Below are 24,251 nucleotides of genomic sequence, written 5' to 3'. Positions count from 1 at the left end.
CCCTCAAATCAGATCGAATTTTGCTTACCGGTGGGCGGAGAGCGGCACCACGTTGTTGGGCTGCTTGGCGCTGGTCGACAGGAAGCGCTTGATGTTGCGCGCCGCCTGGCGGATCCGGTGCTCGTTCTCGACCAGCGCCACGCGCACGAAATCGTCGCCATGTTCGCCGAAGCCGATACCGGGCGCCACCGCCACGTCGGCGTGCTCGATAAGCAGCTTGGAGAATTCGAGAGAGCCGAGATGACGGAATGGCTCCGGGATCGGCGCCCAGGCGAACATCGAGGCCGCCGGGGCGGGAATATCCCAACCGGCGCGGCCGAACGCATCGACCATCACGTCACGACGCTTGTGGTAGATGTCGCGCACCTCGGCGATATCGGCGCCGTCGCCATTGAGCGCATGGGCGGCCGCCACCTGGATCGGCGTGAAGGCGCCGTAGTCGAGATAGGATTTCACCCGGGTCAGCGCCGAGATCAGCCGTTCATTGCCGACGGCAAAGCCCATGCGCCAGCCGGGCATGGAGAAAGTCTTCGACATCGAGGTGAATTCGACGCAGACGTCGATGGCGCCCGGAACCTGCAGCACCGAAGGCGGCGGATTGCCGTCGAAATAGATCTCCGAATAGGCAAGGTCGGACAGGATGATGATGTCGTTCTTCTTCGCGAACGCCACCACGTCCTTGTAGAAATCGAGCGAAGCGACCAGCGCCGTCGGGTTCGACGGATAGTTGAGGATCAAGGCCAGCGGCTTCGGGATCGAATGGCGAATACCCCGCTCGACGGCCGGAATGAAGCCGTCATCGGGCTCGACCTGCAGCGAACGGATGACGCCGCCCGACATGATGAAGCCGAAAGCGTGGATCGGATAGGTCGGATTGGGGCACAGGATGACGTCGCCGGGCGCGGTGATCGCCTGCGCCATGTTGGCGAAGCCTTCCTTCGAGCCGAGCGTGGCAACCACTTGCGTGTCGGGATTAAGCTTCACGCCGAAGCGGCGCTGATAATAGGCGGCCTGGGCGCGGCGCAGCCCCGGAATGCCGCGCGAGGAGGAATAGCGATGCGTGCGCGGATCGCGCACGACTTCGCACAATTTGTCGACGATGGCCTTCGGCGTCGGCAGGTCCGGATTGCCCATGCCAAGGTCGATGATATCGGCGCCGCGCGAACGCGCGCTGGCCTTGAGCCGGTTGACCTGCTCGAAAACGTAGGGCGGAAGGCGACGGACCTTGTGAAACTCTTCCATGGCGGTTCCAGACAGCAAAGGGGTATTGGGCGCGCGCTATATACTCATTTGCAGGTAGGGTCGAGGGCGGGATCGCATTTGCCTTCGATCTGCTTTAGCGTCTGGGGGCCGTGCTTCTTGGCCAGATCCGTCAGCGCCGCTTGATCGGTGACGGAGCCGCCGCCGCTTTTGGCACCCTGCCCGCTCTTGTCGGCCTTGAGTTCGGCGAGCTTGGCGTTCCGCTCGGCCTCGGTGAACTGCTTGTTCGCCACTTGCGGCGGGATGTTCAGGTTCGGAAAGGTGCCTGTATCCTTCGGCCCGGCATTCTCGGCCATCGGCACCGGACCGCCTGTATTCGTGCTCGAACATCCGGCGATCCCCACAAAGAGGATCGCCACGCCGATGCGGCAAAAGCCTGCGGCACCAAAAAAAACAGTCTCGCCAATATTAATCGTCATATTGTTTCCTTGGCAGCCGAGGTAGAGCGAGATTGGACCCTGTCGGATGTCCCATGTTAATATGTCAAGAAAACGCTTCGGGAGGAACCCCGCGAACCATGTCCAAAACACCCGATTCGGGCAAAACGGAAGATGACGAGCCTTCGACCGTCGAGCAATATCTGGTGAAGGATCCGGAACGCTTCGCGTTGAACATGGCGCGCATGGTCGAGCAGGCCGGCAAGGCGGCATCCGCCTGGGCCGAGCCGCGCGAAAAAGGCGAGGTGCGCGACCACGTCGCCGAACCGGTCGTCGACATGGTCAAGACCTTCTCCAAGCTCAGCGAATACTGGCTTGCCGACCCGCAGCGCGCGCTCGAAGCGCAGACGCGGCTGTTCGCCGGCTATATGACCGTCTGGGCGAACGCCATCCAGCGTGTCAGCGCCAGCGCCGAGGGTACCGACGATGCCGTCAAGCCGGAGCGCGGCGACAAGCGCTTCCAGGATCCGGAATGGGGCCGCAACGCCTTCTTCGATTTTCTCAAGCAGGCCTATCTCGTCACCTCGCGCTGGGCGTCCGAACTGGTCGAGCACGCCGAAGGTCTGGACGAGCACACCCGCCACAAGGCGAGCTTCTACGTCAAGCAGGTGTCCAACGCCATCTCGCCGTCGAATTTCATCCTGACCAATCCGGAACTGTTTCGCGAAACCATCGCCTCCAACGGCGAGAATCTGGTGCGCGGCATGAAGATGCTTGCCGAGGACATCGCCGCCGGCAAGGGCGACCTGAAACTGCGCCAGGCCGACTATTCGCCCTTTGAGATCGGCCGCAACATCGCCACCACGCCCGGTAAGGTGGTTGGCCGCAGCGATATTGCTGAGATCATCCAGTATGATCCCGCCACCGAGATGGTGCTGAAACGGCCGCTGCTGATCTGCCCGCCCTGGATCAACAAGTTCTACATACTAGACCTCAACCCGCAGAAATCCTTCATCCGCTGGGCGATCGAGCAGGGCCATACCGTCTTCGTCATCTCCTGGATCAATCCGGACGAGCGCCACGGCGCCAAGAACTGGGAAGCCTATATAAGGGAAGGCCTGCAATACGGCCTCGACACGATCGAGAAGGCCACCGGCGAGCGCGACGTCAACGCGATCGGCTACTGCGTTGGTGGCACGCTGCTAGCGGCGGCATTGGCGCTGATGGCCAGCGAAGGCGACGACCGCATCAAGTCGGCGACCTTCTTCACCACCCAGGTCGACTTCACCTATGCCGGCGACCTGAAAGTGTTCGTCGACGAGGAACAGGTCGCGGCGGTGGAAAAGTCGATGAATGAAAAGGGCTATCTCGACGGCACCAAGATGGCGACCGCCTTCAACATGCTGCGCTCCGGTGACCTGATCTGGCCCTATGTCGTCAACAATTACATGCGCGGCAAGGATCCCCTGCCCTTCGACCTGCTCTACTGGAATGCCGATTCGACCCGCATGGCGGCGGCCAACCACTCCTTCTACCTGCGCAACTGCTATCTGGAGAACAACCTCTCGCGCGGCACGATGGAATTGGCGGGCCGCACGGTCTCGCTCGGCGATGTCACCATTCCGATCTACAACCTTGCCTCGAAGGAAGATCACATCGCGCCGGCGCTGTCCGTCTTCCTCGGTTCGAAATATTTTGGCGGCAAGGTCGACTATGTGATGGCCGGATCCGGCCACATAGCCGGTGTCGTCAATCCGCCCGCATCCAACAAGTACCAGTACTGGACCGGCGGCGCGCCGATCGGCGATTTCAACCAGTGGATAGCCACGGCTACCGACCATCCGGGATCCTGGTGGCCGCACTGGCAAAGCTGGATAGAGGCCAAGGACAACACCCGCGTGCCTGCCCGCAAACCAGGCAAACATATGAAAACCTTGGGGGATGCTCCCGGTACCTATGTCAAGGTGCGTGTGTAACGGACTGTAATGTCTGGTGAGTTGACGGCTTGTCAAAAGCGGGCGAAATGGTGTCGTCAACCGTCGAGCGGTCGTAATTCGGCATTCGCCGCAAAAATACTTTCGAGCTTGCGGATTTGACACAGGTCTCGTTTCCGGATCGGAGACAAAGGTCACCTTGGACTGCGGCGGCCAGTGCTGCGCCAAGGATTTACCGACCGGGTATCGAGGGGGAATTTGACTTTGAAATCAGCAGGATGGAGCCTCGCAAAGGGAGAACGCCGCGCCATCGTGGCAGCGCTTTGCTCCGTGCTCCTGGCCTCCTGCACCTCCGCCGGCGACCCGACAATGTCGGTCGGAATGCCTGGCTACAATGCCTCCTCCTCGAACATCAATGCGGCCGCCACCGGCAAGCCCATCGCCACCGCCGATTCGACATCGCAGACCACGATCACCCAGACGACCGTGATGAGCGAGGGGGATACGGCGCTTCCTGAAACGGTCGCTTACGTACCGATCGCCAAGCCCGAGGCTGCCTTTCCACTGACAACGCCGGCCGGGGCTGAAACGATCGCGGGACAAACGCCGCAGGCCCTGCAGCAGCCGACCCAGACGGCGCAGCAGACCGACGCGGTCGCCCAGAAGATCGCCGCCGCCGATGCCGACGTGACGGCGCCGAAGCCTGCCGCGGCACCGGCGATGAACAATCCGGTCTATGTGACGGCGGGCGAGATGCCGCAAGCAGAAGCGCCGAAGAAACGGGGCTTCCTGGCCTCGATGTTCGGTGCCACGCCGGCTTCCGCAACCCCCGCTCCACTGGTCAACACGCGCACAGGCGAACAGCCGGCCGTGCAGGCCAAGCCCGCGCCGACACCGGCAAAGCCGATCATCACACTGGCCTCGGCCGATTCCACCGCAAAGCCGATACAGTTGGCTTCGATCGGCAACGAAGCCGGCCACATCACGGGCGGCGATGCGTTGCCCGGCGTGCGCCAGACGGCGTTGTTCGAGATCAAGCGCAAATCCGGCCTCGATGATGAAAGCGACGTCGACCTCAATGAGGACGAGGGTTCGGGCGGCAGCTATCAGGTCGCGTCCGCCGCCGGCATGGCCCGGCTCGCCCCCAACGGGCTGCTGAAGCAGAACGAAAGCGTTGACGTCGCCTGCCTGAAGCCGTCGCTGGTGCGCGTGCTGAAGACGATCGAAGGCCATTACGGCCGCAAGATGATGGTCACGTCAGGCTACCGCGACCCTGCCCGCAACCGCCGCGCCAACGGCGCCAAGAATTCGCTGCACATGTACTGCGCCGCCGCCGACATCCAGGTGCCCGGCGTCTCCAAATGGGAACTGGCGAACTACATCAGGACAATGCCCGGCCGTGGCGGCGTCGGCACCTACTGCCACACCGAATCGGTCCACGTCGACGTCGGCCCCGAGCGCGACTGGAACTGGCGCTGCCGCCGGCGCGGCGGCGGTGGCGACGGCTAAAGGGCGCGATTTGACGGGCCAGAGCGGCCAGGTCGTGCCGCAAAATATCGTTCCAGTGAACAATTCTAGACTTTCGAGATTGGCCTGAGCATCCCCAACTTCGTCATCCACGGGCGGAGCGAGAGCGAAGCTCCATCGAAGACCCGGGGATCCGTTCCGTGACCTTGGTTGAGGAGCGCAGCGGAGCTTCGCTCCTTGCTCCGCACTGGAATGACGAGCGATGGGCGTTTCCGCAAGTCACCAAGCCGTGCAGTCGTGATGAAGCCCCTGTGTTTCCAAAAGCCGGAAAAAAGTTGTCCAGGGCGGCACTTGACGGGTTGCCGGTTGCGCGCAACGCCAGTATAAGCCGCTTCGTCTGAGCGCGCCCATCGTCTAGCGGTTAGGACACCGCCCTTTCACGGCGGTAACAGGGGTTCGATTCCCCTTGGGCGTACCAGCAACTTCAAGCACTCAACTGAAAACCTATTTTCCCGCCGAGCTTTGGCCGATACTGCCCGAGAATCGGGGCAGGCCTGCGTCACTTGACTGCCAAGGACCTGCCGGCTGACACGCCTAACCGCCAACCAGCGGCACGGTAACGGTGGTCGCGTAGTTGATCGGGAAGGCGCTGAGGTAAGGGAAGTCAACGACGAAGGCATAGGTGGCGGTCAGGTGCGCCATGCGGAAGCCGCCGCTCGCCGGGTCGATGGCGATCGTCACGTTGACATCCTTCAAACCCAGGGCCTGCAATTTCTGCGTGGCGATCGACTGGATGTCGGCCTGGGTCAGCGTGTTCTGAAGCTGCAGCGAGCGTGACGATGTCTCAAGCGTATAGCGAACGCTTGAGACCGAGTTCATCGACCAGCCCAAGGCGAAGATTCCGAACAGCAATATGATGAGGAATGGCGCGATCAGCGCGAACTCCAATCCGGCTCCACCCGATCGATCCCACTTGAAGGCGCTTGCCTTAGCGCACACGGATCACCTCCAGGTGGCCGATGACGCTGGAAGCGGAAAAAACGCCGAAGGTGAAGGGTGGCGTCCAGGTGGCCGATGCCTGGATCTGCACATAGATCGATGGAACCTTTGGCCCACTGCACAAGGTGGAAGCGTCGACCACGGTCGCCCCGCACATATAGATTCGACTTAGCGTGACACGGCCGTCCATCGGCCGCTTCTCCCAGCTCGAAATCGCAACGGCCTGCGTCGCCGTGTCGTTGGTCGATCCCGCCATGATCAGGTTCGCGGCGGTCTTCACGCCGGCGCGCATCGACAGCGAACTCGTCACATAGGACCAGCCGTCGATGATGCCGAGCAGCGCCGCGCACAAGAAGGGCAGGACCATGGCGAACTCCACCGCCGCAACGCCCGAACGGTCGCCAAGGATCAGTTTTGATCCGCGTTCCACGGGAGGCTACTCGACCAGTGCCACGGACTGCGCGGCCGGAATGTCGCGCATTCCGAGGCTGGTGCAATCCTGATTGATGGTTGAACTGCCTGACCATTGGATCGTATCGGCGACGACTTGGGTGCAGCCGCCATTGCCCGAGAAATTGCCGAGATAGCTGATCTGCTGTCTCGGGAAGTAGATGGCCCCAGTCAGCAGCGAGTCGGCTGTGCCGTTGAAGGTGCTGGATGCACTGCTACCGGCCCTGTCGCCATAGAACAGAACACCGGAATAAGCGCCCGAAGTCGGCGCGCTGAGCTGCACGGAGGCGTTGCCGTTCATGCTGACCGTCGAACTGCCCGACATGAAGATGGTCACCCCGCTGCCGGTGACGGAAGCGTTGGCGTTTATCTTGAGATTGCCCTGAACGACATAGACGCCCGGCTGGAGGGTAACGCTGCCGCTAAGGCTGAGTCCGCTGCAGTAGGTGCCGGGTTTCAGCGTCGATTTGTTGGTGTTCTGGCAGGGATTTGAAGCGGCCGGGGTCGGCAGGTCGGCGAATGGATCGGCGGCAGGCAGCGCCTGGGTGATCGGGGCCGGGCAAACGGTGGTGACCGGATTGTTCAGTGAGACGCCGCCCGCCGATATCAGGCAATCGACCTGCAGTGCCGCCGAGCCCTGGAGCTTGATGGCGTCCGAAGCGTTCGAATTGGACATCACCACGCAGCCGGTGACCTTCACGCTGGTATTGCCGGAAAACAGTACAGCCTGCGAGGCGGTCACATCGAGCGCGGTCATGCAGGACTTCGAGGCGTTGGTGATGAGGGCCACCGCCCTTGCCTGTTCGGGCACCTGGCCCTGCGTGAAGATCGAGGTGAACATCCGGTCGACGTTCTGGTGGACGATAACCTCGACTGCTTTCTTCGCCGTATTCGGCCCGGACGCTGGCGGCGTGTTGACGACGATCGTGCCCGAGCCCAACCCATTGGACGCGGCAGACTGTGTCGCGGCCGCGACGATCGTCGGCTTGTCGGACCCTGAGATCTGTTCAAGCGCGCCGGCATAGGCGGCGGCATCGGCCGTCGCCTGCAGTTTCAGGCTGTTGTAGTACCAGTAGGAGGTCTCCACGCCGAAGCCGGCGGCGCCGACGACGATCGGCAGGCTGAGGGCGAAGATAGTGGCAACATTTGCCTTGGTACTCCGGCGTATGCCGGTCGCCATGAGCCGAACTCGGGTGAAGCAGTTGGAAGCCATAACTTAAATTAGAAAGCACGCATATATGAACGAACGGCTAAGAAGTTCGGTTCATTTTTGATCAAGGCTTCGATTGGCTTCAAACAACCGGCCGTTCGCTGATCGGTGCTCGGACGACGGCGATTGCCGTCCCTGCCGGCACGGCAGCGCTCCGCGGACAAGTGACTCCACCGATTGCAGGATCACGCTGGTGGTTCCGGCGAATGGGAGCGATCCGGCTCAACCGGATGCGGTCCAATCCAGCGCGCCGCAGTCTTGGCTTCAGGCGGAAAGGACGGGCACCTGCTCTGAGGCCACTCCAGCCGACAACTCTTTCTGTACGGCCAGGAAAAATCTGCGGACTTCATCACCGGCCGTGGCTCTGTCCCTGCCCGACCCGACAACGAGGTCAAGCAGCTCCGCTGCCTTGGCCCTCCAGAACGAGGCTGCGGTCTCGCCATGCAGATTGTCGAGCTTGGCCGCAACTTCTCTGACCAGGAATAGCTGACGGTCGATCGGGAACGCACGGATTTTTTCTGGAGACATCTTCCGAACCATGAGACTGACGCAACGAATCAACATTGCTGAACAAGCAATGGCGTAGCCGCGAAGGTGGAAACGGAAGCTTAACGCCGCTATTGATGGATATCCGCGACACGAGACGGTGCACTCAAGCCGAACTGGTTATCGAGGCAAGCGAAGCTGCCCTCAAGCCTGCAGCGCCCTCGCCTCGCCGCCGCGCTTGCGCGGCGCCATCATGTCGCTGGCCATCAGTCCGGTGACGCGGCAGAATGCCATGAATGCCCGGCAGGCATCCTCGGTCTTGACCACGTCCACCGTGGCGCCAAAGCAGGCGTTGAAGGCTTTCTGATACACCGGTCCCTGCCGGCGTGCCGGCCAGTCCTGGAGAAAATCCAACGCCTGCTCGACGCTGTAAATCTCCTCGACGGGCAAGCCAGGCCCTGGCGCGATACGCACCGGCACCTCGAACTGCAATCTGTCCATCCGAAATCTCCCGAACTGGCGTCGCCCAGCAACGCCGTCCGTCGTCAAAAGTTGCTTTGACCGGTTTGTGCCACGGAAATGTGTCGTCACTGCGGAAGCGGCCGCTTCTGCTGCAAAGGGTGAGGAAAGTTCTGCCGGCACAAAGGTACCCGGCAGAACTTTCCGATCCGGCGGCGCAATTTACTGATTGGCTGGGTCGGTCTCGGCGTCGAAGGCCATGCGCACCACCATCATCAGAACATAGGCCGACGGCAAGGCGAACAGGACACCGAGCACGAGCGCTCCGGTTCCCGACAGATAGAGCGTCTCGGCGATCGCCCAGTAAACGGTTCCGATACAGATGAACGCCTGAACGGACAGAAATGAAGCAGCCGAGGCTGCACGCGACAGGCTTTTGAATGTCTTGATACGTTGTTGCATTGCAATGATCCGGAAATGACGCGCCGCGCCAACAATGCGCGGCTATGGCCGCCGCACGGATCGCGACACGAATGGCTTGGTAGGATGGCGAACGTGCGGTCTTGGACCGCTCAGGCCTGCGCGGACGGCGGCGCGCGCGGCTGATTGGTGCTCGTGCACGGAGCCGAGACCATCCCACGGCCGGCGCCAAACACTGCCGGCGACGTCGGGGCGAGCCAAAGGAAAACAGTTTCTGGAGCCGGCAATGCCGGATGGCCGCCCGCGAACTTGGCCACCAACGGCCTGACGGTGCGAGCCTCAAGGGCCTGTGCCTTGTTGGTGACACGCAGCAACGCCGCGACTTCGCCCGACCGTTCGATGCCAACGCTGGCGCTGCCCTGGGCAGGGTCAGCGAAAGTGGGGAAAACCGGCCGGCCGAGGCACAGCATCGCCAGCAACACAAGGCCCATCAGGCAGGAGCAGGCTGCCGTCAACGGCGCTTCAAGCGATCTGGCGCGCTTCAGGGCTGGACGCGATCTCCAAAACATCGTCCCGCCCTAGCGCACGATGGCCGCAAAGGAAAGCAAACCGTGCAAAACCGGCAAAAGCCCGCGCAGACGCGACGAATATCCCGCCGGTTCGGGCTGCATCAGGCAGTTCTTCCTTGAACCTTTTGCCCCCAAGTGCCAAATCTGGTGGGATTTTCACGCCAGCATCCCTGCAGCGCCCTACCTTCCATACGGACAAAATGGTCACCTATCTCGACGCCGCCACCGCACCCCTCAGAAACACCGGCCAGATCCGCCTCTATGGCGAGGACGGTTTTGCCGGCATGCGCAAGGCATGCGACCTCACCGCGCGTTGCCTGGACGAGCTGGTTCCCATGGTCGCGCCCGGCGTCACCACCGATGCCATCGACCGTTTCGTCTTCGAGTTCGGCATGGATCACGGAGCGCTGCCGGCGACGCTCAACTATCGCGGCTACACGAAGTCGTCCTGCACCTCCATCAACCATGTCGTCTGCCATGGCATTCCCGACAGCAAGCCGTTGAAGGACGGCGACATCGTCAACATCGACGTCACCTACATTCTCGATGGCTGGCACGGCGATTCCTCGCGCATGTATCCGGTCGGCACCATCAAGCGCGCCGCCGAGCGGCTGCTCGAGGTCACCCATGAATGCCTGATGCGCGGCATCGCCGCGGTCAGGCCCGGGGCTCGCACCGGCGCCATCGGTGCTGCCATCCAGACCTATGCCGAGGCGGAGCGCTGCTCGGTGGTGCGCGACTTCTGCGGCCACGGCGTCGGCCAGCTGTTCCACGACGCCCCAAATATCCTGCACTATGGCAACGTCAATGAGGGCGTGGAAATGCGGCCCGGCATGATCTTCACCATCGAGCCGATGATCAATCTCGGCCGGCCGCATGTGAAGGTGCTGTCGGACGGCTGGACAGCCGTAACCCGCGACCGCTCGCTCTCGGCGCAGTACGAGCACACGATCGGCGTGACCGACGCCGGCTGCGAGATTTTCACGCTCTCGCCCAACAAGCTTGATCGTCCCGGCCTGCCGGCCTGAGTTTTTGACCGTCGGGCGACTGCTGCGCCCGATCGATTGCCGGATGCGGGGGCGGATGGGGAAAGCCAACGACGACGACGAGCGGAGTTTCTTCTCCGAGGTACCGGTTCGGCCGGCGGCGAAGGCAAAGCCGGCTCCAGCCGAAAAACCGCATTATCTCGGCCATCGCGATCGCTTGCGCGAGCGCTTCGTCTCAGCGGGTCCGGACGCCCTGCCCGATTATGAACTTCTGGAGCTCCTGCTCTTCCGGCTGATCCCGCGCGCCGACACCAAGCCGGCCGCCAAGGCGTTGCTCACGCGCTTCGGTACATTGGCCGAGGTGCTTGGTGCGCCCGTCAACCTGCTGCAGGAAGTCAAGGGCATCGGTCCGGCGGTGGCGCTCGACCTGAAAATCGTCGCGGCGACAGCACAGCGCATGGCGCATGGCGAGGTCCATGGCCGCGAAGTCCTGTCGTCCTGGACGCAGCTTCTCGCCTATTGCCGCTCTGCCATGGCCTTCGAGGCGCGCGAACAGTTCCGCATCCTGTTCCTCGACAAGAAGAACGCGCTGATTGCCGACGAGGTGCAGCAGACCGGCACTGTCGACCATACGCCCGTCTATCCCAGGGAAGTGGTCAAGCGTGCGCTCGACCTCTCGGCCACCGCGATCATCCTGGTGCACAACCATCCGTCGGGCGACCCGACGCCGTCGCGCGCCGATATCGAGATGACGAAAGAGATCATCGAAGCGGGCAAACGGCTGGGTATCGCCGTGCATGACCACATCATCATCGGGCGCAAGGGATATGCCAGCATGAAGGGCCTGCTTCTGATCTGATTTTCCGGCTTCTCCTCATCACGGCAACCACTTCGTTGTTGCGAAAGATGGACCTCGATGGCTCCTCTTATCAAGAGGGGACCGCTGGGCGTAGGACCCCAGCGTAGCAAAACAGGAAATAGCGAAGTGCACGTCGATATTGTATCGACAGTAAGCCTCATTCGAGACCCTGTCGCAGGCGCCTTCAAGCCGATCGTGCACGACAGGCGCACCCAAATTGCTTCGGAATCTGATCATGACAAAAGCAGCCGCCGACCTTAGAAGCGCACGCTGGTTCGCGCCCGACGATCTCAGGTCTTTCGGCCATCGCTCACGCATGATGCAGATGGGCTATGGTGAAGCCGACTGGGGCGGCAGGCCGGTCATTGCAATCCTCAACACATGGTCCGACGCCAACCCGTGCCATGCCCATTTCAAGCATCGCGTCGAAGACGTGAAGCGTGGGGTGCTGCAAGCGGGCGGATTCCCCATGGAGCTTCCGGTGCAGTCGCTGTCGGAAACCCTCGTCAAGCCGACCACCATGCTCTACCGCAATCTCCTCGCCATGGAGGCGGAGGAGCTGTTGCGTTCACATCCGGCCGACGGCGCGGTGCTGATGGGCGGTTGCGACAAGACCACGCCGGGTCTTGTGATGGGCGCCATCAGCGCCGGACTGCCGATGATCTTTCTGCCGGCTGGGCCCATGCTTCGCGGCAACTATCGCGGCGAAGCGCTGGGCAGCGGCTCCGATGCCTGGAAATACTGGGACGAGCGGCGTGCCGGCAAGCTTACCGCCGAGGCATGGGCCGGCGTCGAAGGCGGCATCGCCCGCTCCTACGGCCATTGCATGACCATGGGCACCGCCTCGACCATGACAGCGATCGCTGAAGCCATGGGGCTGACGCTGCCTGGTGCGAGTTCCATTCCGGCGGCCGATTCCAACCACATCCGCATGGCAGCGGCAGTTGGCCGCCGAGCGGTCGAGATGGTCTGGGAGGACTTGACGCCAGCGAAGATTATCACCGCCAGCTCAGTTGCCAACGCCGTCGTCGTTGCAATGGCGACCGGCTGCTCGACCAACGCGGTGATCCATCTGATTGCCATGGCCCGTCGCGCCGGTGTGCCTTTGACGCTTGACGACCTCGACGCCATCAGCCGAACCACACCGGTCGTCGCCAACATCCGGCCGAGCGGCAAGACCTACCTCATGGAAGATTTTTTCTATGCCGGCGGCCTCCGGGCGCTGATGGCCCAGTTGGGCGACAAACTCGACCGGTCCGCCCTCACAGTGTCCGGACACTCGCTCGGCGAAACGCTTGAGGATGCGGAAGTGATCAATTCCGACGTCATTCGCAGCCTCGACAATCCGGTCTACCACGAGGGCGCGCTTGCCGTGTTGCGCGGCAATCTGGCGCCCGACGGCTGCGTCATCAAGCCATCCGCCTGTGCGCCGCATCTTCTCGTTCACGAGGGCCGTGCCGTGGTCTTCGATAGCTATCCGGACATGAAGGCCGGTGTGGAAGATCTCGACTTCGACTGGCAGGCCGATGACGTGGTGGTGTTGCGCAACGCCGGACCGCAAGGTGGGCCAGGCATGCCGGAATGGGGGATGCTGCCTATACCCGCCAAGCTGATCAAAGCAGGCATCCGCGACATGGTACGCATTTCCGACGCCCGGATGAGCGGCACCAGCTATGGCGCCTGTATCCTCCATGTCGCGCCGGAAGCGCATATTGGCGGTCCGCTTGCCGCGCTGCGGACCGGCGACCGCATCTTGCTCGATGTACCAAACCGGACGCTGAACGCAGTGCTTGGCGACGCCGAGATTGCATCGCGGCTATCCAGCCTGCCTGCCAGACCCGCTCCCTACGGGCGCGGCTATGGCTGGCTCTTCGCCCGCCATATCTCCCAGGCCAATGATGGCTGCGACTTCGATTTTCTTCAAACCGGCTTCGGCCCTGCCGTGCCCGAACCGCAGATTTTCTAGACCTTGTTGAGCGATAGAGCTTCGGGCAGACGTGGCTCGGTCCTGTGTTACTTGTCCGCCGCGCCAATGCCGGCCGTCGAACCGCGCACGACCAGCTGGCTCATGATGCGGCGGCTGCCGGCGTCGCGATCCTTTCCGGCAATGGCCCGCAGCAGCGCCAGGGCCGCAAGCCTGCCGCTTGCCCCGATCGAGACGGTGACGGTCGAGAGCGCGGGCGACCATATCGAGGCCTCGGGCACATCGTCGAAGCCCACCACACTCATTTGATCCGGCACACGAATGCCGCGGCTGGCCAGCCGCGACATGATGCCGAATGCCATCAGGTCATTGTAGGCGACGATCGCCGTCACGCCGCGCGCGACAGCGATGTCGGCCGCCTGGACGCCGCCATCGAATTTCGGCGTGTAGGGACCGAATATCTGGGCCTCAAGCTTGAGATCGGCCATCGCGGCTTCAAAACTCTTGCGTCTTTGCGTGTTGGACCATGATGTAGAAGGGCCTTCAGCGTAAGCGATATGGCGATGTCCAAGCGCTGCAAGATGTTCGACCGCCTGTCGGCTGCCGGTGCTGTAGTCGATGACGATCGAGGAGACCCCTTGCAGCTCACGGTTGATCAGGACAACGGGTTTGCCAGTCACAAGTTCGCTGATCTCGCTGTCGCCAAGACGCGACGAGGCAACGATCACCCCATCCACGCGCGGCAGCATGGTTGTGATGATCTCGCCTTCGTCGACCGACTCCTCGTTGGTATCGGCCACGATAAGACTGACGCCGCTGCGGCGAAGCTCCTGCAAGACTGATTTCGTTAAGACGGAAAAGAATGGATTCTCGATGTCGGGCACGACAAGGCCGATGACGCCCTTGCCGGATTTGCCCATCAGCATCTCGTCAGCACCGACATAGCCGGCCTTCCTGGCCGCCGAGACAATAGCCACCCGCGTCTCTTCACGCACCAGGTCGGGACGTTTGAGCGCGCGCGAGACAGTCGCAGTGGAAACACCGACCTGCGCTGCAATCTCGGCCAGGGGAGCCAGGCGTTTCATGGTGATCGACTTCCGTTGCGACCCCGCGGCCTGTCCATTCCTGTCGAATCGCAGTTTCCGCTCCGCAGGATCATGCGCCAGGCAGCGGCGGCAGCGCAAACGGCGCCTTTTGCACAACGACTTGCGCGCAAATTATGCGACCAGAAACTCATGCGACCGTTCATTGTGAAAGCGCCAAATCCGTTTCGGTCCAGCCATGACGTTGAGATAGTAAAGATTGAAACCATACGGTGACGATACCGGGTGATAACCTTTTGGAACAAGGACCACATCCCGATCATACACAGCCATGGTTTCATCGAGGGAACGGTCGTCTGTATAGACACGCTGGAATCCATAGCCCTGCGGCGGCGAGAGGCGATGATAGTAGGTTTCCTCCAGAGCGCTCTCATTGGGCAGATTGTCGGTATCGTGCTTGTGCGGCGGGTAGCTCGACCAATGCCCCCCGGGCGTCACCGATTCCACCACCAGCAGGCTTTCGGCTTCAGCCGTCTCCGGCAAGATGTTGCAGACATAGCGTGTGTTCGTACCGGTTCCGCGGGTGATCTTCTCGACCTCATCGGCCCGGATCAGCCGCGGCGTGTATTTCCCGACGGCGGGTGCGCTGCACACGGCCAGTTCCAGCTGGCTCGACGCCGTGACGATGAACTCGGTTCTCGGAGGGAGGTAGACCGAGAACGGTGCATCGTCGAAAGGCGTGAGGCGCCCACCCACCGCCGGGAAACTGTATGAACCCGCCTGCACCGACCCGAGGCCACTGACAAATACAAGCAGCGCCTCGCGATCACCCGTCGATCGCTTGAGCGTCTTGCTGGCGGCAAGGTCGTAGACATCGAACCCGACATAGCGCCATTGGGCGGATGCCGGGGACACGTCATGAACCTGCCCGTCGGGGCCGGAGCGGTTCGGTTTGACAAGCAAATTCGGCATTTGTTCGTGGCCCTTGCGAATACGGAGGAGTTCAGAGTTCATCGTCGCTGGAAGCGGATGAAGAGGAAGACGAAGGCGAGAATTATCGCACCCTGCACGATCTGTTCGACGTAAATATTGACGCCAAGCAGCACCATCAGATTGTTCAGCACGCCAGATACGAGCACGCCGCCGAGCGTCGAGATCACCCCGCCGACACCACCCAGCAGGCTGGTGCCGCCAAGCACCACCGGTGCGATCGAGTCCAGGGTAAACGAGGCGCCGATGGTCGGCTGGCTGTAGCCCAGCCGGTTGATCGAGATGATGCCGGCCACCGAGGCGCAGAGACCGGCAATAACGTAGATGAAGAACTTGACCTGGCCGACCTTGATGCCGGAGCTGATCGCGGTCCGTTCATTGCCGCCGATGGCGTAGACGCTGGCGCCGAAGCGCGTGAGCGCGAGCAGTACCCAGGCAACCAGCGCAACGAACAGCCAAAGGAAGATGATGAGCGGCACCGGCCCGATCTTGTCGAGGCCGAAGACCAGCGCCATGTGATCGGTCTCATAGATCGGATAGCCGTTGGAGACGATGTAGGTCATGCCGAGCGCTGCCTGCATCATGCCCAAAGTGGCGATGAAAGGGGGCACGCGGCCGACCACCACCAACAGCCCGTTGATCGCGCCGCAGCCGAGGCCGACGCCAAGCCCGCCAAGACGCGCCACGAGCGGTCCATGATCCTGCAGCGAGAGCGTGACAATCGAACTCAGCGCGGTTATCGACCCCAGCGACAGATCGATGCCGCCGCTCAGGATGACGATCGTCTGCCCAATGGCGAGCGTGCCGGTAATGCTGTTCTGTGCCAGGATGTTGAGCAGGTTGCGCGGCTGCATGAACGTGCCGCCCGAGGCGATCTGTGCTGCCACCAGCAGGATCACGAGAAGCAGCACAATCAGGCTGCGCACACCGAGCAGGCGGCGAAAAGGGCTCTCCCTGTGCGCGGAGGGTTCAACAGTATCGGTCTGGGTCATGCGACCGCTCCATCAAGCCTGGTTGCAACAAATCCCGGCATCAGCGCGACACCATGAGCCGCGAGCGGAAGGTCACCGATATCCAGAGCGCGGCGCCAATGGCGATGAAATTCCAAAATGGGTTGACCCCGGTGAGCGTCAGGATATTGCCGAGCATCGTCAGGATGATCACGCCGATAACCACGCCGGCCAGCTTGCCGGTGCCGCCGAACAGATCGGTGCCGCCAAGGACGCAGGCGGCGATCGCCTGCAATTCGTAGCCCTGACCGTAAGTGGGCAGCGCCACTGTGGAGCGGGCCGTGAATATCAGGCCACCAATAGCCGCACAGACCGCGGACAAACCGTAGACAAGCACCAGGATGCGAGTGGTATTGATGCCCGATACACGCGCCGAGTCCTCATTGCCGCCGGTCGCATAGATGTGGCGGCCAACCGGCAGTCGCGCCAGCAACACATAGCCAGCGACAATGACAGCGGCCCAGATGACCTGCGGCCAATAACCGTTGCCTATGGCGAAGAATGCCGGATCGGCCAGGTTGACCGGCCCGCCGCTGGTAAGTGTCAGAGCCAGTCCACGCGCGATGGCGAGCGTGCCGAAGGTGACGATGAAGGGCGGCATGCGGCCGAGTGCAACCACCGCTCCGGTCAGCCCACCCAACGTGCCGCAGACGACGAGGCTGCCGGCAATCCCCAAGGGAACGCCGCCGACGGTAACCCCAAGAGCGCCGACCACCGCAGACAGCGCCAAGACCGAGCCGACGCCGAGATCGATGCCGCCGGTGAGAATGACGAGGAACTGACCGATCGCAAGCACGCCGATGATCGACGACTGGTAGAGGATGTCGACGAAATTCTCAGGCGTAAGGAACAGCGGGCTGACCGAAGTGCCGATGATGATCAGCACTGCCAGCAGTATCCAGGAGCTGTACTCCAGCGCGACCGTCCTCGGCGTCAGCCGGCGGCTGAAGCGGCCGGGCTCGGTGGTCGAGTTCGTGCTCATCACGCGGCCTTTTCCGGTTCGTTGCGGCTTGAACTGGGAACCGCATGCGACATCAGCTCTTCCTGGGTGGCCGTGCGACCGTCGAGTTCCGCCGCGATGCGGCCCTCCGACATCACCAGGATGCGGTCGCTGAGCGACAGGATCTCGGGCAGCTCGGACGAGATCAGCAGGATCGCCATGCCGGAGACGACAAGATCGTCGACCAGTTTGTAGATCTCGACCTTCGCCCCGACATCGACGCCACGGGTCGGCTCGTCGAGGATCAGCACCTTGCAATCGGTGGCGAGGCACTTGGCCAGGACGACCTTCTGCTGGTTGCCGCCGCTGAGCCCGGACACCCGCATGTCGAGGCGCGGCGCCTTGATCGCCATGCGCTTGGCGAGCCGGTCGATGCGTTCGCGCAAGGCACGGAAGCGGATGAAGCCGAAGCGGGTCATGCGTGGCAGCACGCTGAGCGAGGCATTCGCTCGAATGCTGAGCACCGAGACCAGACCCTCGGCCTTGCGGTCCTCGGGAACGAGACTGATACCCATCGCCACTGCCTGGCTCGGCCCCTTGATGCGGCGCGCCTTGCCCTCGAAGTAGATGTCGCCGCTATCGAAATGGTCGAGCCCGACGATGGCACGCGCCAGTTCCGTCCGCCCTGCCCCGACAAGGCCGGCAATGCCCAGCACTTCGCCCTTGCGCAGTGAGAACGAGATGTTTCGCAGCACGCGTCCTCGGGTCAGGCGCTCGACCCTGAGCACCTCCTCACCCACGCTACGACCGCCCATCGGCTTGTTCAGGTCGCCGAGCGAACGGCCGACCATCATGCGAATCAGATCGTCCTTGCTGGTCTCGCTCACCGGCTTGGTGGCAACGAACTGACCGTCGCGCAGCACCGTGACCCGGTCGCCAAGCGCAAAAACCTCTTCCAGATGATGAGAGATATAGATGATGCCGATGCCGCGCTGGCGCAACCGCCGCACCACATCGAACAGCACGTCGAGATCCTTGCCTGAGAGAACCGTCGACGGCTCGTCCATGATCAGCACCTTGCCATTCAGCGACAGCGCACGCGCGGTGGCGGTCAGCTGCTGCAGTGGGATGGGCAGGTCGCCGACTTGGGCGTCGACCGGAAACTCGACGCCAAGCATCTCGATGAGTTCGCGCGACATGGCACGCATCTTCTTGACGTCGACGCCTCCAAAGGTCGTGCGCGGCTCATGGCCGAGATAGATGTTCTCGGCGACGGTCAACTGCGGCACGAGGTTGAGATCCTGGTAGATCACGCTGATGCCGAGGTCCCGCCGTTCGCGCACCTGCGTGCGGCGGACCGAATTGCCCTCGATGAGGATATCCCCGGTATCCTGGATCACCGCGCCGGCGAGGATTTTTATGAGCGTTGATTTGCCGGCGCCATTTTCGCCGATCAGGCAGTGAACCTCGCCGCTGAGCAGATCGAACGATACGTCTCGCAAGGCGACCGTGCCGGGATAGGCCTTGGTCAGATTTCGGGCTTCGAGCAGAGGCTCCACTGTCAGGTTCTCTTTGTTGGAGGGATCCGGCGCCGAAGCGCCAGATCCTCTCGGCGAGAGGCTCGCCTGGCTGGTCACTTCGGCGCGAATGCCATCTTCTGATCTTGCATCTGGGCCAGCAGGTCCTGGGCCTCCTTCTTGGCGGCGTCGGTCAGGCTGTTGATGCAGATGAACGGCTTCGGCGGATGCGCCGGGATCTCCTTGCCGGCGAGCAGATCAGCCACATACGGCATGATGATCGGCCCGAAATAGGGAGTGTTGGTGCAGTCGGCGGCAAAATTGCCCGCGGCGACTTCCTTCACCGCCTCAAGCTGGCCGTCCTTGCTCAGAATGCCGCCCAGCAGTTCGTCGCGGCCGGCCGCCTGAATGGCCTTCAGCGCACCAATCGCCATCTCATCGTTCTGAGCCCAGACGAGGTCGATCTGGCCGGCGGGATGCGCGGTCAGGAAGTTCTCCATGATCGTCAGGCCCGGGCCACGTTCGTTATGCCCGTCCTGCGTCGCGATGATCTTGATGTCCGGGTGGGCGGAGATGACCGACTTGAAGCCTTCGTCCATGCCGATCTGCGGCGTCGAGCCGACGGTGCCGACCAGCTCCACGATGTTGCCGGCGGGTGATCCCTTGCGCAGCTTCAAAGCCTCGACCGCGGACTTGCCGAGTTCAACGCCGACCGCCTTCCAGTCGACTTCGATCAGGATCTTGTACTGGCCTTTGCCAGGCGGCACGCCAAGCCCACGGTCCGCCACGATTAGCGGCACGCCGGCAGCGTCGGCAAGAGCGGCGATTGGAGTGGCCGCCTGCTGTTCGGCGGGCTCCACGATCAGCACCTTGGGTTTCAGCTTAAGCAAGTCCTGAACCTGTGCGACCTGCTTGGATTGGTCGCCTTCGGCCTGCACCCACTGGATCTTGTAGCCTGCCTTCTCGGCCTCGGCGAGAATGCTGTCGTTGTTGGCGGTGCGCCAGCTGTTGTAGAGCCCTTCCTGCGCAAAGGCGATAAGTGGCTTCTCCTGAGACAGCGCCGTTGCAGTAGTTGCAAAAATTGCAACGCTAGCCATCATCATGGCCGTGAGATTGAGACGGATCGTCGATTGCATCGATTTCCTCCACACGTTCTAACCATCGCCCGAAATGGACGCGATTTCATCATTTCTCGGGGGATATTTGCGAATTTCCTCACCCGGCGGGATGACGCCTCCTCCCAGCATCTGATCCCTCGGCATTGCAAGAATGCAAGCTATTGACTAGTTCTTGCAATACCGACAAAAGTTGCAGAAAGTTTTCATCTCGTCAACAGCTACGTGCGGGGGAGTTTGATATGGGGAATGTGAGGCTGGTCGAACCAACTGCGAACCGCTGCGGCGAGGCCGCGACGTGGTGTGCGGCCGAGAACGCGCTCTACTGGTGCGATATCGGCCGATTCCTGGTCCACCGCTACGATGAGTCGAGCGCTAGCGTCCGGTCCTGGGAGTTTCCCGAGACGGTGGTCGCCCTTGCCCCGACCACGCGCAATGGCGTGATGCTGGTGACGCTTGGCAGCCGGCTGGTTCTATGGCGGCCAAAAGACCATTCCATCGAGCCTCTTCCTATGACCCTACCTGGCTATCCCAGAGTCAGGTTCAACGACGGGCGCGCCGATCCCCAAGGCCGCTTCTGGGTGGGCTCGATGGAGAACAACATCCTGGAAAATGGCGACCTCGATTTCGAGGTCGAGGCCAATTGGACGACACCGGGACTGGGCACGCTCTTTCGCATCGAGGCGTCCGGCGCCAGCACCGCCATGAGAACCGAGATCGGGATTTCCAATACCGTCTGCTGGAGCCCGGATGGCAACACCTTCTATTTCGGCGACACCACCGCCAACGAAATCCGCGCCTTTGATTTCGACGGATCAACCGGAGCGATCGGCAATGGCCGCGTCTTCTTCGCCGGCTTCGAGCGCGGCAGGCCGGACGGCTCGATCGTCGATAGCGAGGGCTATCTGTGGAATTGTCGTTTTGGCGGCAGCTGTGTCGTGCGCGTGTCTCCGGATGGAAAGATCGACCGCATCGTCGAGATGCCTTGCACCGACGTGACGACATGCACCTTCGGCGGCGCCGACTTCAAGACGCTCTACATCACCACCGCGATGATGCGGCTGCACAGGGGCGAACGGCTGGCCGGCGCGCTCTTTGCCCTCGACACCGACATCGCCGGGCTGCCCGAGCGCAGCTTCCGGCCGGCCAACTGAAAGGTTTTGACATGAGAATCGACGATGCCCGCGCCATGATCGCGAAGGCCCACCAACGCGCTGCCGAAATCGGTATCCAAGTGGCGGCGGCGGTGGTGGATTCGGGCGGCAATCCGGTGGCGTTCGAACGGATGGACGGAACGCAACTGGCATCGCTGACGATCGCGGCCGGCAAGGCCTACACCGCCATCTCCTGGCAGCGGCCCAGCGGCGAGTTGTGGCCGATCGCCCAGCCCGGCGCCGACGGGTTCGGCATCAACAGCATCGATCAACGCTTCGTGCTCTCGCCCGGCGGACTGCCGGTCAGGCGGGACGAGACGATCATCGGCGCCATCGGTGTCAGCGGCGGCACAGGCGAACAGGACGAAGACTGCGCCCGCGCGGCGCTCCAATAGGCTTTTGAAAATGGCGCTGGCGGCGTCGACAATTGGAGGAAGGGTTTGACGAAGTTTCTCGAATTTGGACTGAACGGTAAGGTGGCGCTGGTGACCGGCGCCGGCCGCGGCCTGGGTCGCTCGATTGCTTTGGCACTGGCGCATGCCGGAGCCGATATCGCAGTCAACGGAAGCAAAGCGGCAGGGCTTGCCAGTGTCGCCGCCGAAATCAAGGCAATGGGCCGACGGGTGGTCGAAGTTCCAGCCGACCTGTCCGATGTCGCCCTAGTCGGGGCCATGGTGAAGAAGGCCGAGAGTGCACTCGGCCCGATCGACATTCTCGTCAACAATGCCGGCATCAACCAGGTCGAGCCTTCGCTCGATGTGGCGCCGGAGACCTGGGACCGGCTGATGGACGTCAATCTCAGGGCGCCATTCTTCTGCGCCCAGGCCGTCGCCGGCGGCATGATCGAGCGCCGGCGCGGCAAGATCATCAACATCGCTTCCGACGCAGGCATCGTCGGCTATGCCGGCCATGCCGCTTACGGCACGACCAAGGGCGGCCTTATCCAGCTGACCCGCATCCTCGCGGTCGAGTGGGGACCGCACAATGTGCAGGTCAATGCCATCTGTCCGGGCGCCACATGGTCGGACATGACGACGCCGGCCATGCAGAAGCCCGAGATCGCCAGGGAGTTGCTGGCGCGTGGCGTCGCCGGCCGCATCACCGATCCCGAGGAGATCGGCGCCGCCGCTGTGTTCCTGGCATCCGAAGCGTCCAACATGATCATCGGACAGGCGCTGGGTGTCGAAGGCGGCTCGATCGCGAAATGACAGGAGGAAGCAGGATGGATCGACTGAAGGATCAAGTCGCGATCGTGACGGGAGCGAGCAAGGGCATCGGTCGCGCCAGCGCGCTCGGACTGGCCCGCGAAGGCGCTGCGGTCGTTGCCGTAGCCCGCTCGGCGGACAAGCTCGAAAGCCTCAAGGCCGAGATCGAACAACAGGGTGGCCGCTGCCTTGTTGTGGCCGGCGACGTCGCGCAGGAGGCGACAGCCAGGCAAGCCGTGGAAGGGGCGGTCGACAAATTCGGCCGGATAGACGTGTTGCTCAACAATGCCGGTATCGGCAGCTATGCCGATTTTCTCGACTATGACGTCGAGGCCTATGACGAGATCATGAACACCAACATGCGCAGCACCTTCCTGTTCACCCGCCATGCGGTGCCGGTGATGAAATCGCAGAAGAAGGGGCTGATCCTTCAGGTGTCGTCACAGGCCGGCATCCGCGGCTTCACGCGCGAGGCTGTCTATTGCGCGACAAAGCATGCACAGGTGGGCTTCACCAATGCGTTGCGCATCGAACTTCAGCCCTTCGGCATCAAGGTGGCGGTGATCTGTCCGGCCGGAGTGAAGACCGAGTTCGCCCTCGGCAAGGGGCGCACACAGGACTTCATCGACCAGTCCGGTTTTCTTGAGGCCGAGGATGTGGCGGATGCCGTGGTCTTTGCCGCGACACAGCGGCCGAACGCACGCATGACGCAGATCAATCTGATCGCTCTCGAAGAAGGGCTTTAGGATGTTTCAGGTGGGGCCGCACCGTGCGGCCCCGCTATGCCCTGCTCACCAGCGCTGATGAACGAACGGTTTCACATCGGTCTCATAGATTGCCTTCAACTGCGCCATCACCTCCGGGGACAGCGCCGGAAGTGCGGCTGCCTGAGAATTGGACCTGGCCTGTTCGGCAGTCCTTGCCCCTGGAATGACGACCGTGACGGCATCGAACATCAGGATCCAGCGCAGCGCGAACTGCGCCATGCTGACACTGCCGACGAGCGGTCGGATACGTTCGATCACCTCCAACCCCTTGTCGTAGGGCATTCCGGAAAAGGTCTCCCCGACATCGAAGGCTTCGCCATTGCGATTGAAGTTGCGGTGGTCCGCCTTGTCGAACTGGCTGTCCGGCTTGAACTTGCCCGACAGCAGCCCGCTCGCCAGCGGGACGCGTGCGACGATGGCAACATTCTTCTTCCTGGCCTGCTCGAAAAACAGGTCGATCGGCCGCTGGCGCAGGATGTTGAAGATGATCTGCACGCTGACCACGTTGGCAAACTCGATCGCCTTGAGCGCTTCCTCAATGCGCTCGACGCTGACGCCATAGGCTTTCAGCCTGCCGCTGGCGACGATCTCATCGAGCGCGGCGAAAACCTCCTGATGGTAGTAGAGATCGGTCGGCGGACAATGCAGTTGCACCAGGTCGAGCGCATCGGTCTCGAGAAAATCCAGGCTGCGCTGCACCCAGCTTTTCATGTTCTCAAGCGTGTATCCCGACACCAGTTGGCTCGGCAGCCGTTTGCCGAGTTTGGTCGCGATGAAGGGACGCGGCCCGCCTCGCCTTTTGAGCACCTTGGCGATGAGCTTTTCGGAACGGCCATCGCCATAGACGTCGGCGGTGTCAATGAATGTCACGCCTAGATCAAGCGCTGCATCGAGCGCGGCCAGCGCCTGGTCTTCCTCGACCTCGACCCATTGGCCGCCGCCGATGCCCCAGGACCCGAAACCGATCTCGCTGACGTTGCGACCCAAGCGGCCAAATTGACGATTTTTCATGGCGATGTGTCTCCTCGTAAAAGCCAAATATGTTTGCAGATATCGGTAACATAATTTTGCGGATCGCCGCCAGATGAATCTATTCCAGAATCGTCGCTA

25 protein-coding genes and 1 tRNA gene are annotated in these 24,251 nt (G+C 62.2%); 10 read left to right on the top strand and 16 right to left on the bottom strand.

What is annotated here, in order from left to right:
• Positions 1–24: 24 nt before the first annotated feature.
• Positions 25–1,242, bottom strand: coding sequence for an LL-diaminopimelate aminotransferase (locus tag EB231_RS19260; RefSeq protein WP_172350259.1), 1,218 nt, complete (start codon positions 1,240–1,242; stop codon positions 25–27).
• A gap of 44 nt (positions 1,243–1,286) precedes the next feature.
• Positions 1,287–1,556, bottom strand: coding sequence for a hypothetical protein (locus EB231_RS19255; protein ID WP_246740682.1), 270 nt, complete (start codon positions 1,554–1,556; stop codon positions 1,287–1,289).
• A gap of 221 nt (positions 1,557–1,777) precedes the next feature.
• Between EB231_RS19255 and phaC the strand changes: the two genes are divergently transcribed.
• From phaC to EB231_RS19240, 3 genes are all read left to right on the top strand, one after another.
• Positions 1,778–3,613 carry a class I poly(R)-hydroxyalkanoic acid synthase gene (phaC, locus tag EB231_RS19250; protein ID WP_172350258.1) on the top strand — a complete coding sequence of 612 codons (1,836 nt, stop codon included), beginning with the start codon at positions 1,778–1,780 and terminating at the stop codon, positions 3,611–3,613.
• 216 nt (positions 3,614–3,829) lie between these two features.
• Positions 3,830–5,080, top strand: a complete 1,251-nt coding sequence (locus EB231_RS19245; RefSeq protein WP_172350257.1) for a YcbK family protein — start codon at positions 3,830–3,832, stop codon at positions 5,078–5,080.
• Between the two features lie 361 nt (positions 5,081–5,441).
• Positions 5,442–5,516, top strand: a tRNA-Glu gene (locus tag EB231_RS19240).
• A gap of 116 nt (positions 5,517–5,632) precedes the next feature.
• Here the strand turns inward: EB231_RS19240 and EB231_RS19235 are convergent.
• The 7 genes from EB231_RS19235 to EB231_RS19205 form a co-directional block, all read right to left on the bottom strand.
• Entirely contained in the window at positions 5,633–6,037 is a 405-nt protein-coding gene (locus tag EB231_RS19235) for a TadE/TadG family type IV pilus assembly protein (RefSeq protein WP_172350256.1), read from the bottom strand.
• A complete protein-coding gene (locus EB231_RS19230) occupies positions 6,027–6,467 on the bottom strand; it encodes a TadE/TadG family type IV pilus assembly protein (RefSeq protein ID WP_172350255.1) in 441 nt (146 codons plus the stop codon). Before EB231_RS19230 ends, EB231_RS19235 begins: the two co-directional genes overlap by 11 nt.
• 6 nt (positions 6,468–6,473) lie before the next feature.
• Complete coding sequence (locus EB231_RS19225; protein ID WP_172350254.1) at positions 6,474–7,700, bottom strand: pilus assembly protein TadG-related protein; 1,227 nt, start codon at positions 7,698–7,700, stop codon at positions 6,474–6,476.
• Positions 7,701–7,961: 261 nt separating this feature from the next.
• The gene (locus EB231_RS19220; protein WP_172350253.1) at positions 7,962–8,225 is read right to left on the bottom strand and encodes a DUF6074 family protein; all 264 of its coding nucleotides are present in this window, start codon (positions 8,223–8,225) and stop codon (positions 7,962–7,964) included.
• Between the two features lie 162 nt (positions 8,226–8,387).
• Positions 8,388–8,684 (bottom strand): DUF982 domain-containing protein, encoded by a 297-nt coding sequence (locus tag EB231_RS19215; protein WP_056572315.1) that lies wholly within the window; start codon positions 8,682–8,684, stop codon positions 8,388–8,390.
• A gap of 180 nt (positions 8,685–8,864) precedes the next feature.
• Positions 8,865–9,104: a hypothetical protein gene (locus EB231_RS19210; protein WP_172350252.1), complete on the bottom strand. Its 240-nt coding sequence runs from the start codon at positions 9,102–9,104 to the stop codon at positions 8,865–8,867.
• 110 nt (positions 9,105–9,214) lie between these two features.
• Entirely contained in the window at positions 9,215–9,577 is a 363-nt protein-coding gene (locus tag EB231_RS19205) for a hypothetical protein (RefSeq protein ID WP_206681845.1), read from the bottom strand.
• Positions 9,578–9,831: 254 nt separating this feature from the next.
• Here EB231_RS19205 and map point away from each other — a divergent pair, with 254 nt between their 5' ends.
• From map to araD, 3 genes are all read left to right on the top strand, one after another.
• A complete protein-coding gene (gene map / locus EB231_RS19200; protein WP_172350250.1) occupies positions 9,832–10,659 on the top strand; it encodes a type I methionyl aminopeptidase in 828 nt (275 codons plus the stop codon).
• Positions 10,660–10,714: 55 nt separating this feature from the next.
• Positions 10,715–11,476: a RadC family protein gene (radC, locus tag EB231_RS19195; RefSeq protein ID WP_172350249.1), complete on the top strand. Its 762-nt coding sequence runs from the start codon at positions 10,715–10,717 to the stop codon at positions 11,474–11,476.
• 235 nt (positions 11,477–11,711) lie between these two features.
• Positions 11,712–13,442, top strand: a complete 1,731-nt coding sequence (araD, locus tag EB231_RS19190) for an L-arabinonate dehydratase (protein ID WP_172350248.1) — start codon at positions 11,712–11,714, stop codon at positions 13,440–13,442.
• A gap of 47 nt (positions 13,443–13,489) precedes the next feature.
• Here araD and EB231_RS19185 read toward each other — a convergent pair whose 3' ends face one another.
• From EB231_RS19185 to EB231_RS19160, 6 genes are all read right to left on the bottom strand, one after another.
• Complete coding sequence (locus EB231_RS19185) at positions 13,490–14,485, bottom strand: LacI family DNA-binding transcriptional regulator (protein ID WP_172350247.1); 996 nt, start codon at positions 14,483–14,485, stop codon at positions 13,490–13,492.
• A 132-nt stretch (positions 14,486–14,617) separates the two neighbouring features.
• The gene (gene iolB, locus EB231_RS19180; protein ID WP_172352963.1) at positions 14,618–15,415 is read right to left on the bottom strand and encodes a 5-deoxy-glucuronate isomerase; all 798 of its coding nucleotides are present in this window, start codon (positions 15,413–15,415) and stop codon (positions 14,618–14,620) included.
• A 38-nt stretch (positions 15,416–15,453) separates the two neighbouring features.
• Entirely contained in the window at positions 15,454–16,425 is a 972-nt protein-coding gene (locus tag EB231_RS19175; protein ID WP_172350246.1) for an ABC transporter permease, read from the bottom strand.
• Positions 16,426–16,465: 40 nt separating this feature from the next.
• A complete protein-coding gene (locus EB231_RS19170; RefSeq protein WP_172350245.1) occupies positions 16,466–17,425 on the bottom strand; it encodes an ABC transporter permease in 960 nt (319 codons plus the stop codon).
• Positions 17,425–18,942, bottom strand: coding sequence for a sugar ABC transporter ATP-binding protein (locus EB231_RS19165; RefSeq protein ID WP_246740681.1), 1,518 nt, complete (start codon positions 18,940–18,942; stop codon positions 17,425–17,427). The genes EB231_RS19170 and EB231_RS19165 overlap by 1 nt, the downstream gene beginning before the upstream one ends.
• A gap of 74 nt (positions 18,943–19,016) precedes the next feature.
• Positions 19,017–20,036 (bottom strand): substrate-binding domain-containing protein, encoded by a 1,020-nt coding sequence (locus EB231_RS19160; protein WP_172350243.1) that lies wholly within the window; start codon positions 20,034–20,036, stop codon positions 19,017–19,019.
• 221 nt (positions 20,037–20,257) lie between these two features.
• Between EB231_RS19160 and EB231_RS19155 the strand changes: the two genes are divergently transcribed.
• The 4 genes from EB231_RS19155 to EB231_RS19140 are packed head-to-tail and all read left to right on the top strand — an operon-like array spanning position 20,258 to position 23,120.
• Positions 20,258–21,169: an SMP-30/gluconolactonase/LRE family protein gene (locus tag EB231_RS19155; RefSeq protein WP_172350242.1), complete on the top strand. Its 912-nt coding sequence runs from the start codon at positions 20,258–20,260 to the stop codon at positions 21,167–21,169.
• A gap of 35 nt (positions 21,170–21,204) precedes the next feature.
• Positions 21,205–21,564, top strand: a complete 360-nt coding sequence (locus tag EB231_RS19150; RefSeq protein WP_172350241.1) for a GlcG/HbpS family heme-binding protein — start codon at positions 21,205–21,207, stop codon at positions 21,562–21,564.
• A 45-nt stretch (positions 21,565–21,609) separates the two neighbouring features.
• Complete coding sequence (locus EB231_RS19145) at positions 21,610–22,377, top strand: SDR family NAD(P)-dependent oxidoreductase (RefSeq protein WP_172350240.1); 768 nt, start codon at positions 21,610–21,612, stop codon at positions 22,375–22,377.
• A gap of 14 nt (positions 22,378–22,391) precedes the next feature.
• The gene (locus tag EB231_RS19140) at positions 22,392–23,120 is read left to right on the top strand and encodes an SDR family oxidoreductase (RefSeq protein WP_172350239.1); all 729 of its coding nucleotides are present in this window, start codon (positions 22,392–22,394) and stop codon (positions 23,118–23,120) included.
• Positions 23,121–23,165: 45 nt separating this feature from the next.
• Here EB231_RS19140 and EB231_RS19135 read toward each other — a convergent pair whose 3' ends face one another.
• Positions 23,166–24,152, bottom strand: coding sequence for an aldo/keto reductase (locus tag EB231_RS19135; RefSeq protein WP_172350238.1), 987 nt, complete (start codon positions 24,150–24,152; stop codon positions 23,166–23,168).
• Positions 24,153–24,251: the final 99 nt, after the last annotated feature.

Source organism: Mesorhizobium sp. NZP2298, from assembly GCF_013170825.1.
GTDB lineage: Bacteria > Pseudomonadota > Alphaproteobacteria > Rhizobiales > Rhizobiaceae > Mesorhizobium.
This window is presented reverse-complemented; position numbering and strand designations above follow the sequence as displayed.